15 protein-coding genes are annotated in these 16,698 nt (G+C 63.0%); 6 read left to right on the forward strand and 9 right to left on the reverse strand.

Annotation, left to right across the window (positions count from 1 at the left end; all coding sequences use genetic code 11):
• Positions 1–363 precede the first annotated feature (363 nt).
• The gene (gene murI / locus BJN45_RS10470; RefSeq protein WP_076094939.1) at positions 364–1,146 is read left to right on the forward strand and encodes a glutamate racemase; all 783 of its coding nucleotides are present in this window, start codon (positions 364–366) and stop codon (positions 1,144–1,146) included.
• Between the two features lies 1 nt (position 1,147).
• Positions 1,148–2,347 (forward strand): CaiB/BaiF CoA transferase family protein, encoded by a 1,200-nt coding sequence (locus BJN45_RS10475; protein WP_076094941.1) that lies wholly within the window; start codon positions 1,148–1,150, stop codon positions 2,345–2,347.
• Here BJN45_RS10475 and BJN45_RS10480 read toward each other — a convergent pair.
• Together BJN45_RS10480 and BJN45_RS10485 are read right to left on the reverse strand one after the other, a co-directional pair.
• On the reverse strand, positions 2,344–3,972 hold the full coding sequence (locus BJN45_RS10480) for a methyl-accepting chemotaxis protein (protein WP_076094943.1): 1,629 nt from the start codon (positions 3,970–3,972) through the stop codon (positions 2,344–2,346). The two genes, BJN45_RS10475 and BJN45_RS10480, sit on opposite strands and share 4 nt — an antisense overlap.
• Before the next feature lie 116 nt (positions 3,973–4,088).
• Positions 4,089–4,634, reverse strand: coding sequence for an energy transducer TonB (locus BJN45_RS10485; RefSeq protein WP_076094945.1), 546 nt, complete (start codon positions 4,632–4,634; stop codon positions 4,089–4,091).
• A gap of 83 nt (positions 4,635–4,717) precedes the next feature.
• Here BJN45_RS10485 and BJN45_RS10490 point away from each other — a divergent pair, with 83 nt between their 5' ends.
• Positions 4,718–5,719, forward strand: a complete 1,002-nt coding sequence (locus BJN45_RS10490; RefSeq protein WP_076094946.1) for an ankyrin repeat domain-containing protein — start codon at positions 4,718–4,720, stop codon at positions 5,717–5,719.
• Positions 5,720–5,791: 72 nt separating this feature from the next.
• Positions 5,792–6,124 carry a hypothetical protein gene (locus BJN45_RS10495; protein WP_076094948.1) on the forward strand — a complete coding sequence of 111 codons (333 nt, stop codon included), beginning with the start codon at positions 5,792–5,794 and terminating at the stop codon, positions 6,122–6,124.
• Here the strand turns inward: BJN45_RS10495 and BJN45_RS10500 are convergent.
• The 6 genes from BJN45_RS10500 to aceB form a co-directional block, all read right to left on the reverse strand.
• Complete coding sequence (locus tag BJN45_RS10500) at positions 6,111–6,728, reverse strand: response regulator transcription factor (protein ID WP_076094950.1); 618 nt, start codon at positions 6,726–6,728, stop codon at positions 6,111–6,113. The genes BJN45_RS10495 and BJN45_RS10500 overlap by 14 nt on opposite strands.
• Positions 6,721–9,081 carry a PAS domain S-box protein gene (locus tag BJN45_RS10505; RefSeq protein WP_076095282.1) on the reverse strand — a complete coding sequence of 787 codons (2,361 nt, stop codon included), beginning with the start codon at positions 9,079–9,081 and terminating at the stop codon, positions 6,721–6,723. The genes BJN45_RS10500 and BJN45_RS10505 overlap by 8 nt, the downstream gene beginning before the upstream one ends.
• Positions 9,082–9,129: 48 nt before the next feature.
• Complete coding sequence (locus tag BJN45_RS10510; RefSeq protein ID WP_076094952.1) at positions 9,130–9,852, reverse strand: LrgB family protein; 723 nt, start codon at positions 9,850–9,852, stop codon at positions 9,130–9,132.
• Positions 9,849–10,202 carry a CidA/LrgA family protein gene (locus BJN45_RS10515; protein ID WP_076094954.1) on the reverse strand — a complete coding sequence of 118 codons (354 nt, stop codon included), beginning with the start codon at positions 10,200–10,202 and terminating at the stop codon, positions 9,849–9,851. The genes BJN45_RS10510 and BJN45_RS10515 overlap by 4 nt, the downstream gene beginning before the upstream one ends.
• Positions 10,203–10,297: 95 nt before the next feature.
• Entirely contained in the window at positions 10,298–12,160 is a 1,863-nt protein-coding gene (locus BJN45_RS10520) for a diguanylate cyclase (protein WP_076094956.1), read from the reverse strand.
• A gap of 231 nt (positions 12,161–12,391) precedes the next feature.
• On the reverse strand, positions 12,392–13,990 hold the full coding sequence (aceB, locus tag BJN45_RS10525; RefSeq protein ID WP_076094958.1) for a malate synthase A: 1,599 nt from the start codon (positions 13,988–13,990) through the stop codon (positions 12,392–12,394).
• Positions 13,991–14,103: 113 nt separating this feature from the next.
• Here aceB and BJN45_RS10530 point away from each other — a divergent pair, with 113 nt between their 5' ends.
• Both BJN45_RS10530 and BJN45_RS10535 read left to right on the forward strand, forming a co-directional pair.
• The gene (locus BJN45_RS10530; RefSeq protein ID WP_076094959.1) at positions 14,104–15,006 is read left to right on the forward strand and encodes a LysR family transcriptional regulator; all 903 of its coding nucleotides are present in this window, start codon (positions 14,104–14,106) and stop codon (positions 15,004–15,006) included.
• A gap of 7 nt (positions 15,007–15,013) precedes the next feature.
• Entirely contained in the window at positions 15,014–15,367 is a 354-nt protein-coding gene (locus BJN45_RS10535; protein WP_076094962.1) for a YbaN family protein, read from the forward strand.
• Here BJN45_RS10535 and BJN45_RS10540 read toward each other — a convergent pair whose 3' ends face one another.
• Positions 15,368–16,555: a GGDEF domain-containing protein gene (locus BJN45_RS10540; RefSeq protein ID WP_083651201.1), complete on the reverse strand. Its 1,188-nt coding sequence runs from the start codon at positions 16,553–16,555 to the stop codon at positions 15,368–15,370. It abuts the gene before it with no gap.
• Between the last annotated feature and the right edge of the window lie 143 nt (positions 16,556–16,698).

The raw sequence follows: 16,698 nt of genomic DNA on the forward strand, positions 1-16,698 counted from the left end.
GTCGACCGCGCAAAACAGGCAAAAACCGCTCCAACTTGTTCAGCCCGGACGCCTTTCCGGGCCCCTTGAGAGGTGCCGAGCAACGCAGGAACGCCGGGGGCATTCGGCGAGGACTGTTTGAGGGGCGCAGCCCCGAGTTCCGCAGCCGCCCGGCGTTTCGAGTAGCGCAGGGGACCGGCGCAGCCGGCACCGACCCAGGGGTCGCCTTTTCTTTGGCTACTTTCTTTTGGCGAAGCAAAAGAAAGTACGCCCGCCCTCAAGGCGGAAAACAAAGCTTGATGAAGGCCCCCCGCAATACTCAGCAGCAAGGATTGAAAGTGAGGAATGGCATAATGCTGTCCAATACCCCCAACGGACTCCCCCTTGACCCACCCCATCGCCGTCTTCGACTCCGGCCTCGGCGGCCTGACCGTTCTGCGTGCCTTGCGCGCCCGCCTGCCGCACGAGGACTATTTTTACTTCGCCGACACCCGTTTCCTGCCTTATGGCGACCGTCCGGAGACTTTCCTGCGCGAGCGCGGGGTGGCGATTGCCGAGGCGCTGGTCCGGCGTGGTGCCAAGGCGCTGGTGATCGCCTGCAACACGGCGACAGCGGCGGCGGCGGAGGCGATCCGGGCGGCGGTGGATTTGCCGATTGTCGCCCTCGAGCCCGGCGTCAAGCCGGCGGCGCTGGCCAGTCGCAGCGGCGTGATCGGTGTACTGGCGACGACGCGGACGCTGGCCAGCGAGCGTTTTCAGCGTCTGGTTGGCAACCATGGCGGCGGCACGCAGGTGATTGCCCAGCCCTGTCCGGGACTGGCCGAGGCGATCGAGCGCGAGGGGCCGGACAGCCCCGCAGTGGCGACGCTGCTCGATGGTTTCGTCGCGCCGCTGGCGGTGGCGGGGGCCGATGTCGTGGTGCTCGGCTGCACGCATTATCCGTGGGTAGCCGAGGCGATTTCGCGGCGCCTGCCGGCCGGTGTCACGCTGCTCGATACCGGTGAAGCGGTGGCCCGGCAACTGGAGCGCCTGTTGTTGGCCGGTGCATTGCAGGGCGGTGGTGATGGTCGGCTGATGGTGGCGACCAGCGGTTCTCCAGCCGCTGTAATTGCTACGGTCGACCGCCTGTGGGGCGAACATTTGCCGGTCGAGCACTGGGAGCCGTGAGATGAGCGAAATGCAAAAACCACTGGCCGGGTTGAAGGTTGTCGAACTCGGTACGCTGATCGCTGGTCCGTTCTGCACGCGGATCATGGCTGAATTCGGCGCCGAGGTGATCAAGGTCGAAGCGCCCGATGGTGGCGATCCGCTGCGCAAGTGGCGCAAGGTCTACGAGGGTACCTCGCTGTGGTGGTACGTGCAGGCACGCAACAAGAAATCGGTGACGGCCAACCTGAAGCATCCGGCCGGGCGCGAATTCGTGCGCCGGTTGATCGCCGAGGCTGACATCCTGGTCGAGAACTTCCGCCCCGGCGTGCTGGAAAAGCTGGGCCTGGGCTGGGAGCAACTGAAGGCCGACAATCCTGGCCTGGTCATGGTCCGTCTCTCCGGTTTTGGCCAGACTGGGCCGTACAAGGATCAGCCGGGTTTCGGCGCGGTCGGTGAATCGATGGGCGGCTTGCGCTACATCACCGGTTTCGCCGACCGGCCGCCGGTGCGCACCGGCATATCCATTGGCGATTCGATCGCCGCGCTGTGGGGCGCGATTGGTGCGCTGATGGCCTTGCGGCACAAGGAGGTCAATGGCGGTGCCGGGCAGGTCGTCGATGTCGCGCTGTACGAAGCGGTGTTCGCGATGATGGAGTCGTTGGTGCCGGAGTTTGATGTCTTCGGCTTTGTCCGCGAACGCAGCGGCAACATCATGCCCGGTATCACGCCGTCGAACACGCACACGACGAAGGATGGCAAGCATGTCACCATCGGTGCCAACGGCGATGCGATCTTCCGCCGCCTGATGCTGGCCATCGGCCGTCCCGACCTGGCCGACGATCCGGCGCTGGCCGACAACGCCGGGCGCGATGCCCGGCGCGACGAGATCTACGCAGTGATCGACGCCTGGTGCGCCGGCCACGACGAGGCCGGGGTACTGGCCGTGCTGGCGCAGGCCGAAGTGCCGTCGTCGCGGGTCTATTCTGCGGTCGACATGTTCGCCGACCCACAATTCATTGCCCGGCAGATGTTCCAGACGGCGACCTTGCCTGACGGCAAGCCGTTCCGCATGCCGGGTATCGTCCCGAACCTGTCGGAGACACCTGGCGCTACCGAATGGATCGGGCCGGCGCTGGGCGAGCACACCGATGCCGTACTCGCCAGATTGGGTTACGACGCGGCCCGCATTGCTGAATTGCGGGCCGACGGCGCGATCTAGACCTTGAAGCGGCTGATCAGCTGCTTCAGGCTGACGGCAATGCCCTGCAACTGATGCGCGGTCGCCGCGGTGCCGCGGATGGTGTCGGTGGTTTCCTCGACCATGTTGGCGATCTGCTCGACGCGCTGGGCGATCGACGTGCTGGCAGTGCTCTGTTCCTTGGTCGCGTCGGCGACTTCACCGATACGGGCGAGCGTGCGCCGGGCGCCTTCCTCGATCTCGCGCAGCGATTCCGAAGCTGAGGCTGCCAGTTCGACGCCCTGTTGAACTTCAGGCAGTGCGGCGTTCATCGCTTCGACGGCACCGACGGTATCACCCTGGATGCCGACGATCATCTGTTCGATTTCAGTGGTGGCCAGTGAAGTCCGTTCGGCCAGCTTGCGCACTTCGTCGGCGACGACCGCGAAGCCGCGTCCCTGTTCGCCGGCGCGGGCCGCTTCGATTGCGGCATTGAGCGCGAGCAGGTTGGTCTGACCGGCGATGTCCTTGATTACGTTGGCAATGCTGGAAACCTGTCTGGCTCTTTCTTCCAGTGCATGGATGCGGGTCGAGGCGTCGGAGACGGTATTCGAAATCTGCTGGATTGCCTGCGAAGCCTGGTCTACACGCGCCGAACCCTGGCCGGACAATTCAACTGCGGCGATCGAGTCGTGCGAGGTATCGCGGGCGCTGTCGGAGATGTGGTTGGAGCTGACCGTCAGTTCCTCGATTGCTGCAGCCATCGCCGAAGTGGCATCGGACTGTTGTTCAGCCGCCCGGGCGACGCCGTCGGATGCCGTGGCAATCTTCTCGGCGTTGTCGACCAGGCGGTTGGCGTCACCGTTGATTTCGCTGACCATCTGGCGCAACGAGGTGACCATGCCGCCGAGCGCATGCAGCAGGCTGCCGGCCGGTGCTTGGGCGATATTGGCCGTCAGATCGCCGCTGGCCACGCGTTCCATGATTTCGGTTGCAGCCTTGGGTTCGCCGCCAAGCTGATTCAACACGCTGCGGCTGACCAGGAAACCGAAGAAGACCAGGGCGCCGAGCAGGACGGCAGAAATGCTGCCGAGCAACCAGGCGCTCTGGCGGAACTCCTTGTCGACGTCATCGATGTAGATGCCGGTGCCGATGACCCAGTTCCACGGCTTGAACAAGGTCGCATAACCCAGTTTTGGCTCGGCTTGCTGCTGGCCGGCTCGCGGGAACCAGTAATCGACGAAACCACCGCCGGCCTGGGCCGCCGCGATCAATTCGCGGATGATGTGCTTGCCATGCGTGTCCTGCATGTCGATCTTGAGCTGGCCTTCCATTTTCGGACTGGCACCGTGCAGGAAATAGACGCCAGTAGTATCGAAGCCGAAATAGTAGTCGTCCTCGCCATAACGCAATCCGCGCAGACTTTCCCGGGCAGCGTTCTTGGCCTCTTCTTCCGATAGCTTGCCGCTGATCGCCAGTTGGTGGTTATGGCTGATGATGCCGGCGGCGACATTGACCAGATCCCGCGTCTTCTGCTTGCGGTCTTCAAGCATGCTGTCCTTCAACTGGAACAGCGAGACCAGGCAGAGAACGATCAATCCGAGCAAGGTCAGACCGATCAGGAGTTGCATGCGTGTGGCTACCCGCAGGTTGGCTAGTGCGCTCATGTTGAATCTCCCTATGGCTGGTATGTGATTATTCATACAGAGTATCAGCAAGTTGCGATTTGGTGATACCTGAAAAGCGGTATTTTAATGATTTTATTTGATTTGTTGTTTTTGTACTATCGTAACCGGAAACGCACGGGCAGCAGGGATTCCGCCGGGGCGTCGGAAGGTAGTGTGCGCAAGCGGCGCACTGCCTTCAGCGCAGCGTCGTCGAGCAGGACGTGGCCGCTGCTTTCCTCGATCCGGGCTGCCACCACTTGCCCGCCTTCATCAAGGATCAGCAAAACCAGGGCTTCGCCCTGCAGTCCCTGGCGGATGGCTTCTTCCGGATAGAACAGGCCCTGGCGCTGCTGTTCGGAAAACTGTTCCCGGATGGCCTGGGTCCAGGTTTTTGCTGTTTTCTTGCGGTCGACCGCAGGAGCGGGCTTTTTTTCCACGGGCCGGGCGGCCGCTTCATGGGGCGGTTCGGGTTCCGGTTCGGGGAGTATGAAGGTCGGATTGGGGGCGGCTTGCGGACGGGGGCTCAGTGTCGCCTGCAGCGGCTGGCTGGCTGGTGGTTTGGCCGGTTTTGTCGGGGGCAGCAGCGCACTGGCGAACGGCAGCGCGTGGAGCAGCAGGGAAAAGCCGATGGCGGCAAGGAGGGGGCGAAGCGTTCGCGGCATGAGAGAATGTGCGTTGTTCAGTAGGGTCGGGGATGTCGATGAACGACGCGGTGAGAAGATTCAGTCTGGCAATGATAATCGGGATGGCAGCGGTTTTTCCTGCCCAGGCCCAGTGGTGGGGCAATGGTGAAGTGAAATTGCCGGATCCGGCGGGGTTTTCGAACCAGATGGAACTCGGCGACATCAAGCTGGCAACCGCCTGGCTTGATGCCGGCCTGCCGCCGGACTTCATGGGCAGCCGCATTGGTTCCGGCCTGATGATCGGCGCCTGGGAAGGCAATATCGAACTGATGCGGCTGTTCATTTCGCGCGGTGCCGACATCAACCTGCTCAATGCCAACGGTGAGTCGCCGCTGGCATTGGCTGCCTGGCGTGGCAAGCAGGACGCGGTGAAATGGCTGATCGAACGTGGCGCCCGGGTCAACGCGCCCGACAAGCAATGGTCGCCGTTGCACTACGCGGTGTTCGGCGGGCACGAGACGGTGACCGATTTCCTGATTGAACAGGGCGCCGATATCGACGCGCAGACGACCAATGGCTCCAGCGTCCTGATGATGGCGGTGCATGAGGGGCGTGAGTCGCTGGTGCGCAAGTTGATGGAAAAGGGGGCGCAGCGTGATGTGCGCAATGACTGGGGCGATGGCGCGCTGGAATGGGCCATGCGCAACAACAACCTGGGCATTGCCCGCATGGTCAGCAATCCCGAGGAATTCAACATCGCGGTCGGGCAGCCAAAGGAGAAATGGGGCACGCTGCAGCGTTCGCTGGCGATGAGCAAGGAACTGGAAATCCTGCTCAATATGCGCAAGACGCTGGCAGAACGCAAGATGTCCACCGAGGCGATCGACCGGCGCATTGCCGCCGAGCGGGTCAGATTGGCGCGCGAGCACTTTGATCGTCCCAGCCCGCAGCGGGCGTCGACGCTGGAGGTCAGCGCCAGCCGCAACAAGAGCAGCGAGCAGTCGGTACGGATCATTCAGCAGAACAGGTCCGCGCCTGCTGCGGAACCGAAATTCAAGGTGCCGCCGGCGACGTATTTCGGCAAACCGAAGATGCCGCCTACGGCGCCCGTGCGCAATTACTGAGTTGCCGGCCGGATTGCCAAGGCGGCCGGTGTCGTGCAGACTGCCGGCAAACGATGATGATGGAGTAGATGCATGCTTTACGCAGAACGAGATGTTGCTGGACGGATATGCGATCTGCATCCGGCGCCAACCGCCGGCGCCACGGAAGAACTGGCGGCAGACAATCCGGAAGTGTTGCAGTACATCCATGATCGCTGGCGGCAGAACGAGCTCTCTGAGCTTGATCGTGATTTCATCCGGGTCATCGAGGACATGATCGAATTGCTGATTGCCAAGCGGCTCATCCTGTTTACCGACCTGCCGCCGAAGGTTCAGGAAAAGCTGATGCGGCGCAAGGAAGTCCGCCAGTTGAACACTTTCAACGGTCAGTTCGGTACCGGCGGCGACGACATCATTCCTCTTTAGTCGTCTGCATTACCGCCCGGACCAGTTCTGCCAGCGTCCGGGCGCCCATCTTGTCCATGACCCGGGCGCGGTGTGCCTCGACGGTCTTCATACTGATATTCAGTTCGTCGGCAATCTGCTTGTTCAGTTTGCCGGCAACCACCAGGTCCATGACTTCGCGTTCGCGCTGCGTCAGTTGTTCCAAGCGCTGGGCGATGGCATCGGTGCGCTTGCGCCGGCTGGCGTTCTGGCAGTCGACGGCGAGTGCCCGGCGAATGCGGCCGAGCAGGTCCTCGTTGTGGAAGGGTTTCTCGATGAAGTCGCAGGCGCCACGCTGCAGCGCGGCCACGGCCATCGGCACGTCGCCGTGGCCGGTGACGAAAATGACTGGCAGGGCCGAGCCGCGGTCGGCCAGGTGTTCGTGCAACTCCAGCCCGCTCATTTCCGGCATCCGGACGTCGAGCACAAGGCAGCCGCGCATGCCGTCGTGGTAGGCAGCGAGAAAGTGCTCGCCGGATTCGAAGCAGGCGACGGCATAGCCCTCGCCTTCGAGCAGCCAGCTCATTGAATCGCGCATGGCTTCGTCGTCGTCGACAACGTAAATGACTTGTTGAACTTCACTCATCGTGTTCATCCTTGTCTTCCTGGGGGACGGTGAAATGGAACGCGGTGCCACCCTCGCGGCGCCGTTCCACCCACAGCCGTCCCTGGTGAAATTCTATGATGGATCGGCAGATCGGCAGGCCGATGCCCATGCCGTCCGGCTTGGTTGTGAAGAACGGGGTGAAGATGCGGTCGAGGTCTTCCTCGGGCAGGCCGTGTCCTTGGTCGGCAATGATTACCTCGACGGTGCGGCTGTCCTTGCTGCGGGCGCTGATGAACAGGCGCCGGGATTCCGGCGGCAGGCCGCTCATCGCCTCGATGCCATTCTTGATCAGGTTGAGCAGCACCTGCTCGATCATGATGCGGTCGACGACGATGCGCGGCAGGTTTTCCGGAATGTTGACCACCAGTTGCGTGCTGCTGCGCTGCGCCTCGATGTCGGCAAAGGCCCGTGCTTCGTCGATCAGTTCGAGCAGGCCGACTGCCTGCCGGTACGGCTCGCCCTTCTTGACCATGTCGCGCATGCGGCGAATGATCTTGCCGGCGCGTTCGGCCTGGTCGGAGGCTTTCTGCATCGCTGCCAGCAGATCGTCGGTGCGGTAGTTGCCGGCCTGCATGCGCTTGACGCAACCGGCGCAGTAGTTGGCAATCGCCGATAGCGGCTGGTTGAGTTCGTGGGCCAGCGACGAGGCCATCTCACCCATGGTGATCAGTCGCGAGGTTTGGTCGAGGCGCTTCTGCTGTTGCAGGTTGACCTCCTCGATATGTTTGCGGTCGGTGATGTCGGCGGCGATCTGGACCTTGACGGTACGCCCGTCCACCCAGCGGATGGCGCGCTCGTGCAGGTGATACCAGTGGCCGGACAACTGGTGACGGATTTCGCCGTCGAACAGTTCGCACGGCAGGTCTTCGGGCTTCAGCGTGGCGGGGTCGCGGTTCAGTTCTTCCGGCTCCGGGTGGCAGGGCTCGGTGACGACAGCGGAGTCGCGACCGACGGCGTCGAAACCGAAAATGCTCTGGAATGCCCGGTTGGCGAAGAGGATTTCGCCGCTTTCCAGGTCGGCAACGTGCACGGCCGAATCGAGACCATCGATCACCGTTTCGAAACGTTCGTGAGCACGCTCCAGCTCGAGGCGGGCGCGGCGCGGCTCGGTGATGTCGTTCATCGACGCCATCCAGCCGATCTGGCGGCCCTGGGTGTCGATCAGCGGCGAGAAATAGAGGCGGACGTAGAAGCGTTCCCCGCTCTTGCGCATGATCCGCATCTCGAAGCCGCCGGCCGGGGCCTTGCCGGCCAGTGCAGTGTCGATGGTGTGTTGCAGCGCGGCGAACTCTTCGGGCGGCCAGTACGGGTAGGGTGGCTTGATCCCGACCAGTTCGCTCTCCTCGAAACCGGTCATGCGGCAGAAGGCGGAATTGACGAAGGAAATCCGCCCCTCCAGGTCGATGGCGCGCAGGCCGGTGATCAGTGACTGCGACATCGCCTGGCGAAAGGCGTAGGCCGCGCGCAGCTGTTCCTCGGTTTCGGCCCGGCGCTGTGCGTGGCGGCGCAACTGCAGCATGGTGACCGAGGTGATGCCGGTGAGGATGATGATCAGCAGCGTCGGCAGGAAGGTCAGCCAGACGCCGCCGCCGCGGTAGGCGACGATTTCCAGGCCGAGGCGGTTGTTCGGCAGGTTGAGGTTGATGCGCCCGGAAATCTGGCGGTCGCTCGGCTTGACCGAGGTGTTGCTGAAAACCTCGCGTTCCTGCGCGTCGACCACACTCAGGCTGTAGCGCGTGGTGAAGGCGGTGGGCATGGAAACGCGGAGCAGGGTTTCCAGTGACTGGACAGCGATGAAGGCGCCCAGGTCGGCGCTGCCGCGCTGTACCGGAATGATGATGTCGTGCAGCGGCCGGCGGTCGACATCCGGGTAATCCGAGGAGACGACTTCCCGGCGAATGCGCAGGGCTTCCTGCAACGCGGCCAGGCGCACGCCGCTGAGGCGTTCGCCGACGAATGTTGCGGTCGACTCGTTCGGCGCCACCCATTCCACGTAGCCATCGGTGTCGACCCAGATGATCGCATGCAGTTCGGGATTTTCCCGGACGTGCCGGGTGGAGCGGACCTGGAAGGCCTCGTAGTCGAGTTGCAGGAATTCCTGGTCGCGTCCCAGTTCGCCGAGAAAGTCGATGTGGCTGAACAGGCGGTTCTCCAGCGTTCGTTCGGCCCAGTGCATGTCGCCTTCCAGCGCCGACTTCGCCGTGTCATGTTCGCGCCACTGCAGCAGACCGGTGATGATCAGCATGGCCAGCGCGAAGATGCCGACGGCAAGGTAGGGCGCGTTCCACAACCAGGTCTGGTGTGGCGAAGGAGCGGGAGGCTTGGGGAACATGACGGGATTCTTGGCCGACCCGCCGGGATCGGCCATTGGTACTTACCCTTACTTGAGCAGCCAGTCGGCAATGCCCGGCAGCAGCAGTGCCGTGAGCAGGCCGTTCAGACCCATCGCCAGGGCGGCAAAAGCGCCCATCTGTTCGTTGATCTGGAAGGCGCGGGCGGTGCCGATGCCGTGTGACGCAACGCCGAGCGAAAAACCGCGGATCGCCGGATCGTCGATGCGGATCAGCGTGAACACCTTGCCGCCGATGATCGCCCCGAGGACGCCGGTAAAAATCACCAGTACCGCCGTCAGCGAAGGCAGGCCACCGATGCGCTCGGCGATGCCCATGGCGATCGGCGTCGTCACCGACTTCGGTGCCAGCGAGGCCTGGGTGGCGGTGCTGGCATCGAACAGGCGGGCGATCAGCACGGCCGAAACGATGGCGGTGGTGCTGCCGGCCAGCAAGCCGGCGGAAATCGGCAGCAGCATGCTGCGGACCCGGCGGAACTGCGTGTACAGCGGCACGGCGAGCGCAACCGTGGCTGGGCCGAGCAGGAAGTGCACGAACTGGGCGCCGTCGAAGTAGGTTTCGTACGATGTTCCGGTCAACCCGAGCAAACCGGCAAGAATGGCGACGGCGATCAGCACCGGGTTGGCCAGTGGATGTTGCCCGCTGCGCAGGTAGAGCGCATGCGCCGCCTGGTAGGCGAGCAGCGTGATGGTCAGGCCGAGCAGCGGCGAGGCTGACAGGTAGACCCAGATTTCCCCGATCGGCGGCGTCATGCGGCGTCCTTGCGGGTGAGGCGCTGGCACAGCTGCATCACGCCGGCGGTAACGGCCAGCGTCAGTACGGTGCTGAGCAGCAGCGACAGCAACAGCGCCAGCCATTCGTCGCCGACCCGGTTGAGATGCAGGACGATGCCGGTGCCAGCGGGCACGAAGAGCAGCGACAGATGCTTCAGCAGGTTCTGGCTGGTGGTGCGCAGTTCTTCATCGGGGCCGTCGCGCAGCAGCAGGATCAGGAACAGCAGCAACATGCCTGCGACCGGGCCGGGAACCGGCAGGGCCAGCCAGCGGACCAGCACTTCGCCGATCAACTGGCACAGCAGCAGCAAGGAAAGGGCGGCGAGCATGGGCGGACTCCGTGACAGAATGTCCGCCCAGTGTATTTGCGCCTTTTTGTTTTGTTAAGCCGGTAAAAAAGCGAAGGATATTTTACTTCTGGTAATTAATAGTCTTCGTCGCTCGACCACATTTCCTTGGTGAAGCGGATCACCCGGTTGCGCCCCGTTTCCTTCGCCTGATACAGGGCGATGTCGGCGAACTTGACTGCCTGCCAGAAGGTGGAGCTGTCGCCCGGGAAGTCGGCGATGCCGATCGAGATGGTCTTCTTCAGGACGATGCTGCCGATCTGTATTTTCAACGCCTCGACCTCGGCGCGGATCTTTTCGGCGATCTGGAATGCCTGCTCGGAACTGCTGTCGAGCAGGATGATCAGGAACTCCTCGCCGCCATAGCGGATGACCAGGTCGGAGGCGCGCACCGACTGCTTGAGCACGTTGGCCAGCGACTTGATCACGGCATCGCCGGCATCATGGCCGTGGGTGTCGTTGACCATCTTGAAGTAGTCGAGGTCGAGCATCAGGATGGCGGCGTGGGCGCGTTTGCGCTGGACGCCGGCAACCAGGGTTTCGACATATTCCTCGAGGAAGCGGCGATTGTTCAGGCCGGTCATCGGGTCGCGCAGCGTCGAATCGCGCAGGCTTTCCATCAGGCGTTTGGTTTCCAGCACTGGCGCGGTTTCGCGCAGGTAGACCTGGAGCAGCGGCGCGCATTCCTGCAGTTTTTTCTCTTCATCCGGGGCGCAGATGATCTGCACGATGCTGCCGACAGCACCGGACTGGATGATCGGGAAGCAGACGTGGCGACGGTCGCTGGCATCCGGCGGCGGCTGGAACGCGTAGCAGATACCCGGGTTGTCGATGCTGTCGACGACATGGCCGGTACGGCGGACGCGGCAGGCCTCGGGGCGGACCAGGATTTCCGGATCGCACCAGCGGCAGCCGTCGGCGGCCTGACCATCGACGATGATGCTCTTCATCTGCTTCTTGTTGCTGGCGATCTCGTAGAGCGAGAACTCCTTGCGCTCGAATTCCTTCATCAGCGTCGTCGACAGCCGTTCGTAGATTTCCGATTTGGTTTCGTCTTCCTCGATGGCCTGCTTGAAGTGCGCCGCCTTGGACAGGCCGTCGACCATCTCGATGGTCGCGTTCAGCAGGTTCTCCCCGGGGGTTGCCGTGCGCTCGGTCAGCTTGGCCACGCTCATGCCGATGCGGTTCAGGCCGGTGTCCAGAAAACGCAACAGGCGGTTCATGTCATTCGCGATCTGGCCGATTTCATCGTTGGTCCGTTGCTTGACCTGGGCCTTGAAATCGCCTTCAAGCGCCCGCTGGACGGCCAGTTCGACTTCGGTCGCCGTCTCCGAGATCGGCCGCAGCAGGCGGCGCAGCAGCAGCACCAGCAGGATGGCGAAAACCGTGACGGCACCGGTGATGCCGGCAACTGTCGCCAGGGCTTTCTGGCGCAGCCCGTCGATCGACATGGTCATGGTCACCGCGCCGAGCACGGTGCCTTCGTCGACCTGATGGCATTGCAGGCAATTCGGTGTGCCGTGCGAGGTGGCGATATAGGGAATGGTGCCGCGGAAAATGGTATCGCCGTTTTCCTCGTAAACCTCGAACGAAGGCTTACCCCCTGCCATCACCTGACGCTCGATGGTGTCTGGCTTGCTCTCGACGTTGAGCCCGGCGCCGAACTGGCGTTCGACTTCCGGCGAGCGGACGACCCGGGCCGAGCGCAGGCCCCGCACTTCCAGCATGCGATTCAGGAAACTCTCGCGCCGGTCGATGACGCCATTGATCATGGCTTCCGTCAGATGGACACGAACCACCTCGCCCGCCGTCTGGATATGGTCGGTAGCCGAGGCAATCGAGAAGCTGCGGAATGCATACAGACTGATCGCCACCAGCACGGCCAGCAGGGTCGCGGCGATGGCGATGAAGAAGAGGGTGACCTTGGTGTTGAGATTCACGATGAGGTTCCGGCAATGCGGTTTCGGAAGAGCGTCATTATGTCCGAGGGGTAGGGTACGACCAAGGTGTTAGGTCGGTCGGTCCGAGCAAAATGCGGGTTTCTTGATCAAGGTCAATAATCCGCTACGGCTTGTCCCGGCGTTTTTGTCAGTTTGTTGCGGTCGACCGCAGAATTCAATAAAAAACGCCGGGTTGCCCCGGCGTTCAGTCTCTCTCCGCTTCTTGTCTTTTTACGCCATCGCTTCGTACAGCGGCAGCGTCAGGAACTCCGGGTATTCCGGGGTCAGCGACATTTCGTCGAAGATGACGGCTGCCTTGTCGTAGCTGGCGGTGTCTTCGCCTTGAGCGGAAACGGAGGCCTTCACCTTGGCAAGTTCCTCGGCGATCATCGGGCGGACCATTTCGACGGTGACCTTGCGGCCGTCGTCGAGGACGCCCTTCGGCGAGACCACCCACTGCCACACTTGCGAGCGGCTGATTTCGGCGGTGGCGGCGTCTTCCATCAGGTTGTGGATGGGCACGCAGCCGTTGCCGGCCAGCCAGCTACCCAGATAGTGGATGCCGACGTTGATGTTGTTGCGCAGGCCGGCTTCGGTGATCGGGGCTTCCGGGCGGAAATCGAGCCACTGGGCCGGGCCGAAGCTGCCTTCGACCTGCTTGTCGAACTGGTTCGGGCGGTCGCCCAGCACCTTGACGAACTCTTCCATGGCGATCGGCACCAGGCCCGGGTGGGCGACCCAGCCGCCGTCGAAGCCGTCGTTGGCGTCGCGGGTCTTGTCGTGACGGATGCCGGCCAGGGCCTTTTCGTTGGCCACCGGATCGTTCTTGATCGGGATCAGCGCCGACATGCCGCCCATCGCCGGGGCGCCGCGCTTGTGACAGGCCTGCACCAGCGCCAGAGCGTAGCCGCGCATGAACGGCACTTCCATGGTGATGGCGCTGCGCTGGGCCAGGCAGAAGTCCTTGTTCTTCTTGAACTTCTTGATGCACGAGAAGATGTAGTCCCAGCGACCGGCGTTGAGGCCGGCGGAGTGGTTGCGCAGTTCGTAGAGGATTTCTTCCATCTCGAAGGTGGCGAGGATGGTTTCGACCAGCACGGTGGCCTTGATCGTACCCTGCGGCAGGCCGACGTGGTCCTGGGCCAGGACGAAGGCGTCGTTCCACAGGCGGGCTTCGAGGTGGCTTTCCATCTTCGGCAGGTAGTAGAACGGGCCGGCGCCGCGGGCGATCTGTTCCTTGGCGTTGTGGAAGAAGACCAGGCCGAAGTCGAACAGGCCGCCGGAGACGCGCTGGCCGTCAACGAGGACGTGCTTTTCGTCGAGGTGCCAGCCACGCGGACGGATCTGCAGCGTGGCGATCTTGTCGTTGAGCTTGTATTCCTTGCCGTTCTCGTTCTTGAACGAGAGTTCGCGGCGGATCGCCTTGTACAGGTTAACCTGGCCCTGGATCTGGTTTTCCCAGTTCGGGCTGTTGGAATCCTCGAAGTCGGTCATGTAGGAGTCAGCGCCCGAGTTGAAGGCGTTGATGATCATCTTGGCTTCGACCGGGCCGGTGATTTCGACGCGGCGGCATTGCAGGGCGGCCGGCACCGGGGCGACCTTCCAGTCGCCGTTGCGGATGTGGGCGGTTTCCGGCAGGAAGTCGGGCATTTCGCCGGCGTCGATGCGAGCCTGGCGGTCAACGCGGGCCTTGAGCAGTTCCTGGCGGCGGGCCTCGAAAGCGCGGTGCAGCTTGGCGACGAATTCGAGCGCTTCGGTGGTCAGGATGGATTCCCATTCGGGCTTGATCGGGGCGGTGATTTGAACGCCGGCGGGGAGGTTGATGGCCATGATGAATCTCCGGTAAAGAGTGATGGAAATAGTTTTGATGGGTGCATTCTATGGGTCTTCTATAAGACAGGAAAGGCGGCTAGAATCATTTCATCTTTTACTCTGGGTATTAAATGAGCCGGCTAAAGCAGATAGAAGCGTTTGTCAGTGTCGCAACTCGCGGCAGTCTTTCTGCCGCGGCCCGCCTCGAAGGCGTCACGCCGGCCATCATCGGCCGCCGTATCGATGCGCTGGAGGAGCGTCTGGGCGTACGCCTGCTGCTGCGTACGACGCGCAAGCTGACGCTGACTTTCGAGGGGCAGGCGTTTCTTGAGGATTGCCAGAAACTGCTCAATGACCTGGCCAATGCCGAGGCGGCAGTGTCGCTCGGTGGCGTGCAGGCCAGCGGCTATCTGAAAGTGTCGGCGCCGGCCGGTTTCGGTCGTCAGCACGTGGCACCGCTGGTGGGTGATTTCATGCGGGCCAATCCGGAAGTCCGGGTCAATTTGAACCTGAGCGATCGTCTGGTCGACTTGATCAACGAGAACATCGACTGCGCCATCCGCATCGGGGAAATGACCGACTCCAGCCTGATCAGCGTGCGCCTGGGCGAAATGCGCCGGATGGTCGTTGCCAGTCCGGCTTACCTGGTCGAGCATGGCGTGCCGCGCACACCGGATGATCTGGCGCGGCACAATTGCCTGTCGCTGGGGCAGCAGCGCGGCTGGGTGTTCCGCAATCCGGACAGCGGCGAAGTTGAGACGCTGAAGGTCGGCGGCAGTTTCGAATGCAACGACGGTGCGGTGTTGCATGAATGGGCGCTGGCCGGGCGCGGCCTGGCCTGGCGTTCGTTGTGGGAGGTTGGCGGCGATCTGAAGGAGGGGCGGCTGACGTCGGTGCTCGATGCCTGGCAGGCGCCGCCGATGGGTATTTATGCCGTGTTTCCGCAGCGCCGGCACCTGCCATTGCGGGTACGCCTGTTCATCGACCTGCTGAAGGAAAACTACAGTCGGCCGAGCTACTGGGAGTTACGGTGAAAATCGCATGAAAAAGCCGGTTTACCGCGCACTTGGTATTTTTGCCGTGGCGCTCGGGCTGGTCGGGGTGGTCCTGCCGCTGCTGCCGACGACGCCGTTCCTGATCCTTGCGGCGTACTTCTTCGCCCGTTCACATCCGGAATGGGAGGCTCGCCTGCTCGCCCATCCGGTTGCCGGGCCGGCGATCCGGGGCTGGCGGGAACGCGGGGCCATTCCGTTGCTGGCCAAGCGACTGGCGACGTTGATGCTGGCCGTCAGTGCCTTGGGCGGCTGGTTCGGCTTGCCGGGAGACTGGCGCTACCTGCCGGGGACGATCGGTGCGCTCATCCTGCTGTGGATGTGGTCGCGCCCGTCACATTGATCAATCGCTGCCGGGGGTCAGGCGCAGGCAGCTGCCATCCGGCCAGACAACGCTGTCGCGCCCTTCCTGCTTGGCTGCGTACATGCGCAGATCGGCCCGCTGGATCAGGACTTCCCAGTTGATGACGCCTTCTTCGTGGCTGTTGGCAATGCCGATCGATGCCGTCAGCGGCAAGCTATCCGGTCGCAGGCCGAGGCCGGTCTGGCGCAGGCGCAGCAACAGTGTCGCCACGTTGTCCAGCGGGGTGTCGGGCAGTACGGCAACGAATTCCTCGCCGCCCCAGCGGATCAGGATGTCGCTGCGCCGCAGGCCGGCCCGGACGTTATCGGCCAGCGCACGCAGGCAGCGGTCGCCGGCTTCGTGGCCGAAACTGTCGTTGATGCTCTTGAAGCGGTCGAGGTCGATGAAGGCCAGGGTCAGCGGTTTGCCCGACATGTGGTTGAGGCGATAGATGAGCTTCAGCGCTTCCTCGCCGGATTGCCGGGTATAGGCTGCGGTCAGCGGATCGTGCATGGCCTTGACCACCAGCGTGGCCATGTAGTGGCACTGGCTCATGCCGGAGAACATGGCGACGCCCAGCATCATCAGCATGAACCATAGCGTGCCACCGTATTGCGCCAGCGTCAGTGTCTGTTCGGTCAGCACGGCGCTGCCCACGCTGAGCCCGATGACCGGGAGCGCCAGGAGCAGGGCTTCAAGCGCGGTCAGCGGGAAAATTGCCAGGCCGCCGAGAACGACTGTCGGCAGGTAGGCGTAAAGTTGGGCGACCAGGCGCTGGGCCTGGGTTTCGCTAGCCTTGGCCAGCATGTCGGCCGACAGCAGATGAAACAGTGAGGGAACGAGCAGCAGGACCAGCAATGCGGCCAGTGCCTGGGCGTAGGGGCGGGTCAGTGAGGCTTCACGCGGCCAGGCCAGGGCAACGAAGATCGCCGCCGAGAGGATGCGCAGGCCGATCAGGTTGGCAGCAGTATGCAGGTCGAAAACCAGCAGGTCGATGATCGCGCACAGTGGCACCAGAATGGCGAACAGGCCGGCGATCAGCTGAACCCTGGCCATGATCACCGAGGCTGCGTGGCGACGCAGTTCGGAAGAGCGTCCGGCGGGCGTCAGCATGGCGATGATCTGGCCGCCGCTCAATTCGGATGGCGCCAGGATGTTTTCGCTGATTTTCGTCCAGAGACTGCTCACGGGGATTTTCCATCGATGGATGACCGGCCGTATTATCCCTGAACTCACGGCTCGCGGCTTTGATACGTATCCGCCTGATGCAAAAAGGGCCGGCACCTCGTGAGTGCCGGCCCCTGCTGCTGCCGGATCAGGCAGCAAGGCAA

Origin of the sequence: Azonexus hydrophilus, assembly GCF_001956855.1 — a bacterium.
Taxonomy (GTDB): Bacteria; Pseudomonadota; Gammaproteobacteria; order Burkholderiales; family Rhodocyclaceae; genus Azonexus; species Azonexus hydrophilus_A.

Excerpts from the sequence above, each read along its gene's own strand:
- BJN45_RS10475 (WP_076094941.1), top strand. The coding sequence starts at position 1,148 with ATGAGCGAAATGCAAAAACCACTGGCCGGGTTGAAGGTTGTCGAACTC.
- BJN45_RS10480 (WP_076094943.1), bottom strand. The coding sequence starts at position 3,972 with ATGAGCGCACTAGCCAACCTGCGGGTAGCCACACGCATGCAACTCCTG.
- BJN45_RS10485 (WP_076094945.1), bottom strand. The coding sequence starts at position 4,634 with ATGCCGCGAACGCTTCGCCCCCTCCTTGCCGCCATCGGCTTTTCCCTG.
- BJN45_RS10490 (WP_076094946.1), top strand. The coding sequence starts at position 4,718 with ATGGCAGCGGTTTTTCCTGCCCAGGCCCAGTGGTGGGGCAATGGTGAA.
- BJN45_RS10495 (WP_076094948.1), top strand. The coding sequence starts at position 5,792 with ATGCTTTACGCAGAACGAGATGTTGCTGGACGGATATGCGATCTGCAT.
- BJN45_RS10500 (WP_076094950.1), bottom strand. The coding sequence starts at position 6,728 with ATGAGTGAAGTTCAACAAGTCATTTACGTTGTCGACGACGACGAAGCC.
- BJN45_RS10505 (WP_076095282.1), bottom strand. The coding sequence starts at position 9,081 with ATGTTCCCCAAGCCTCCCGCTCCTTCGCCACACCAGACCTGGTTGTGG.
- BJN45_RS10510 (WP_076094952.1), bottom strand. The coding sequence starts at position 9,852 with ATGACGCCGCCGATCGGGGAAATCTGGGTCTACCTGTCAGCCTCGCCG.
- BJN45_RS10515 (WP_076094954.1), bottom strand. The coding sequence starts at position 10,202 with ATGCTCGCCGCCCTTTCCTTGCTGCTGCTGTGCCAGTTGATCGGCGAA.
- aceB (WP_076094958.1), bottom strand. The coding sequence starts at position 13,990 with ATGGCCATCAACCTCCCCGCCGGCGTTCAAATCACCGCCCCGATCAAG.
- BJN45_RS10530 (WP_076094959.1), top strand. The coding sequence starts at position 14,104 with ATGAGCCGGCTAAAGCAGATAGAAGCGTTTGTCAGTGTCGCAACTCGC.
- BJN45_RS10535 (WP_076094962.1), top strand. The coding sequence starts at position 15,014 with ATGAAAAAGCCGGTTTACCGCGCACTTGGTATTTTTGCCGTGGCGCTC.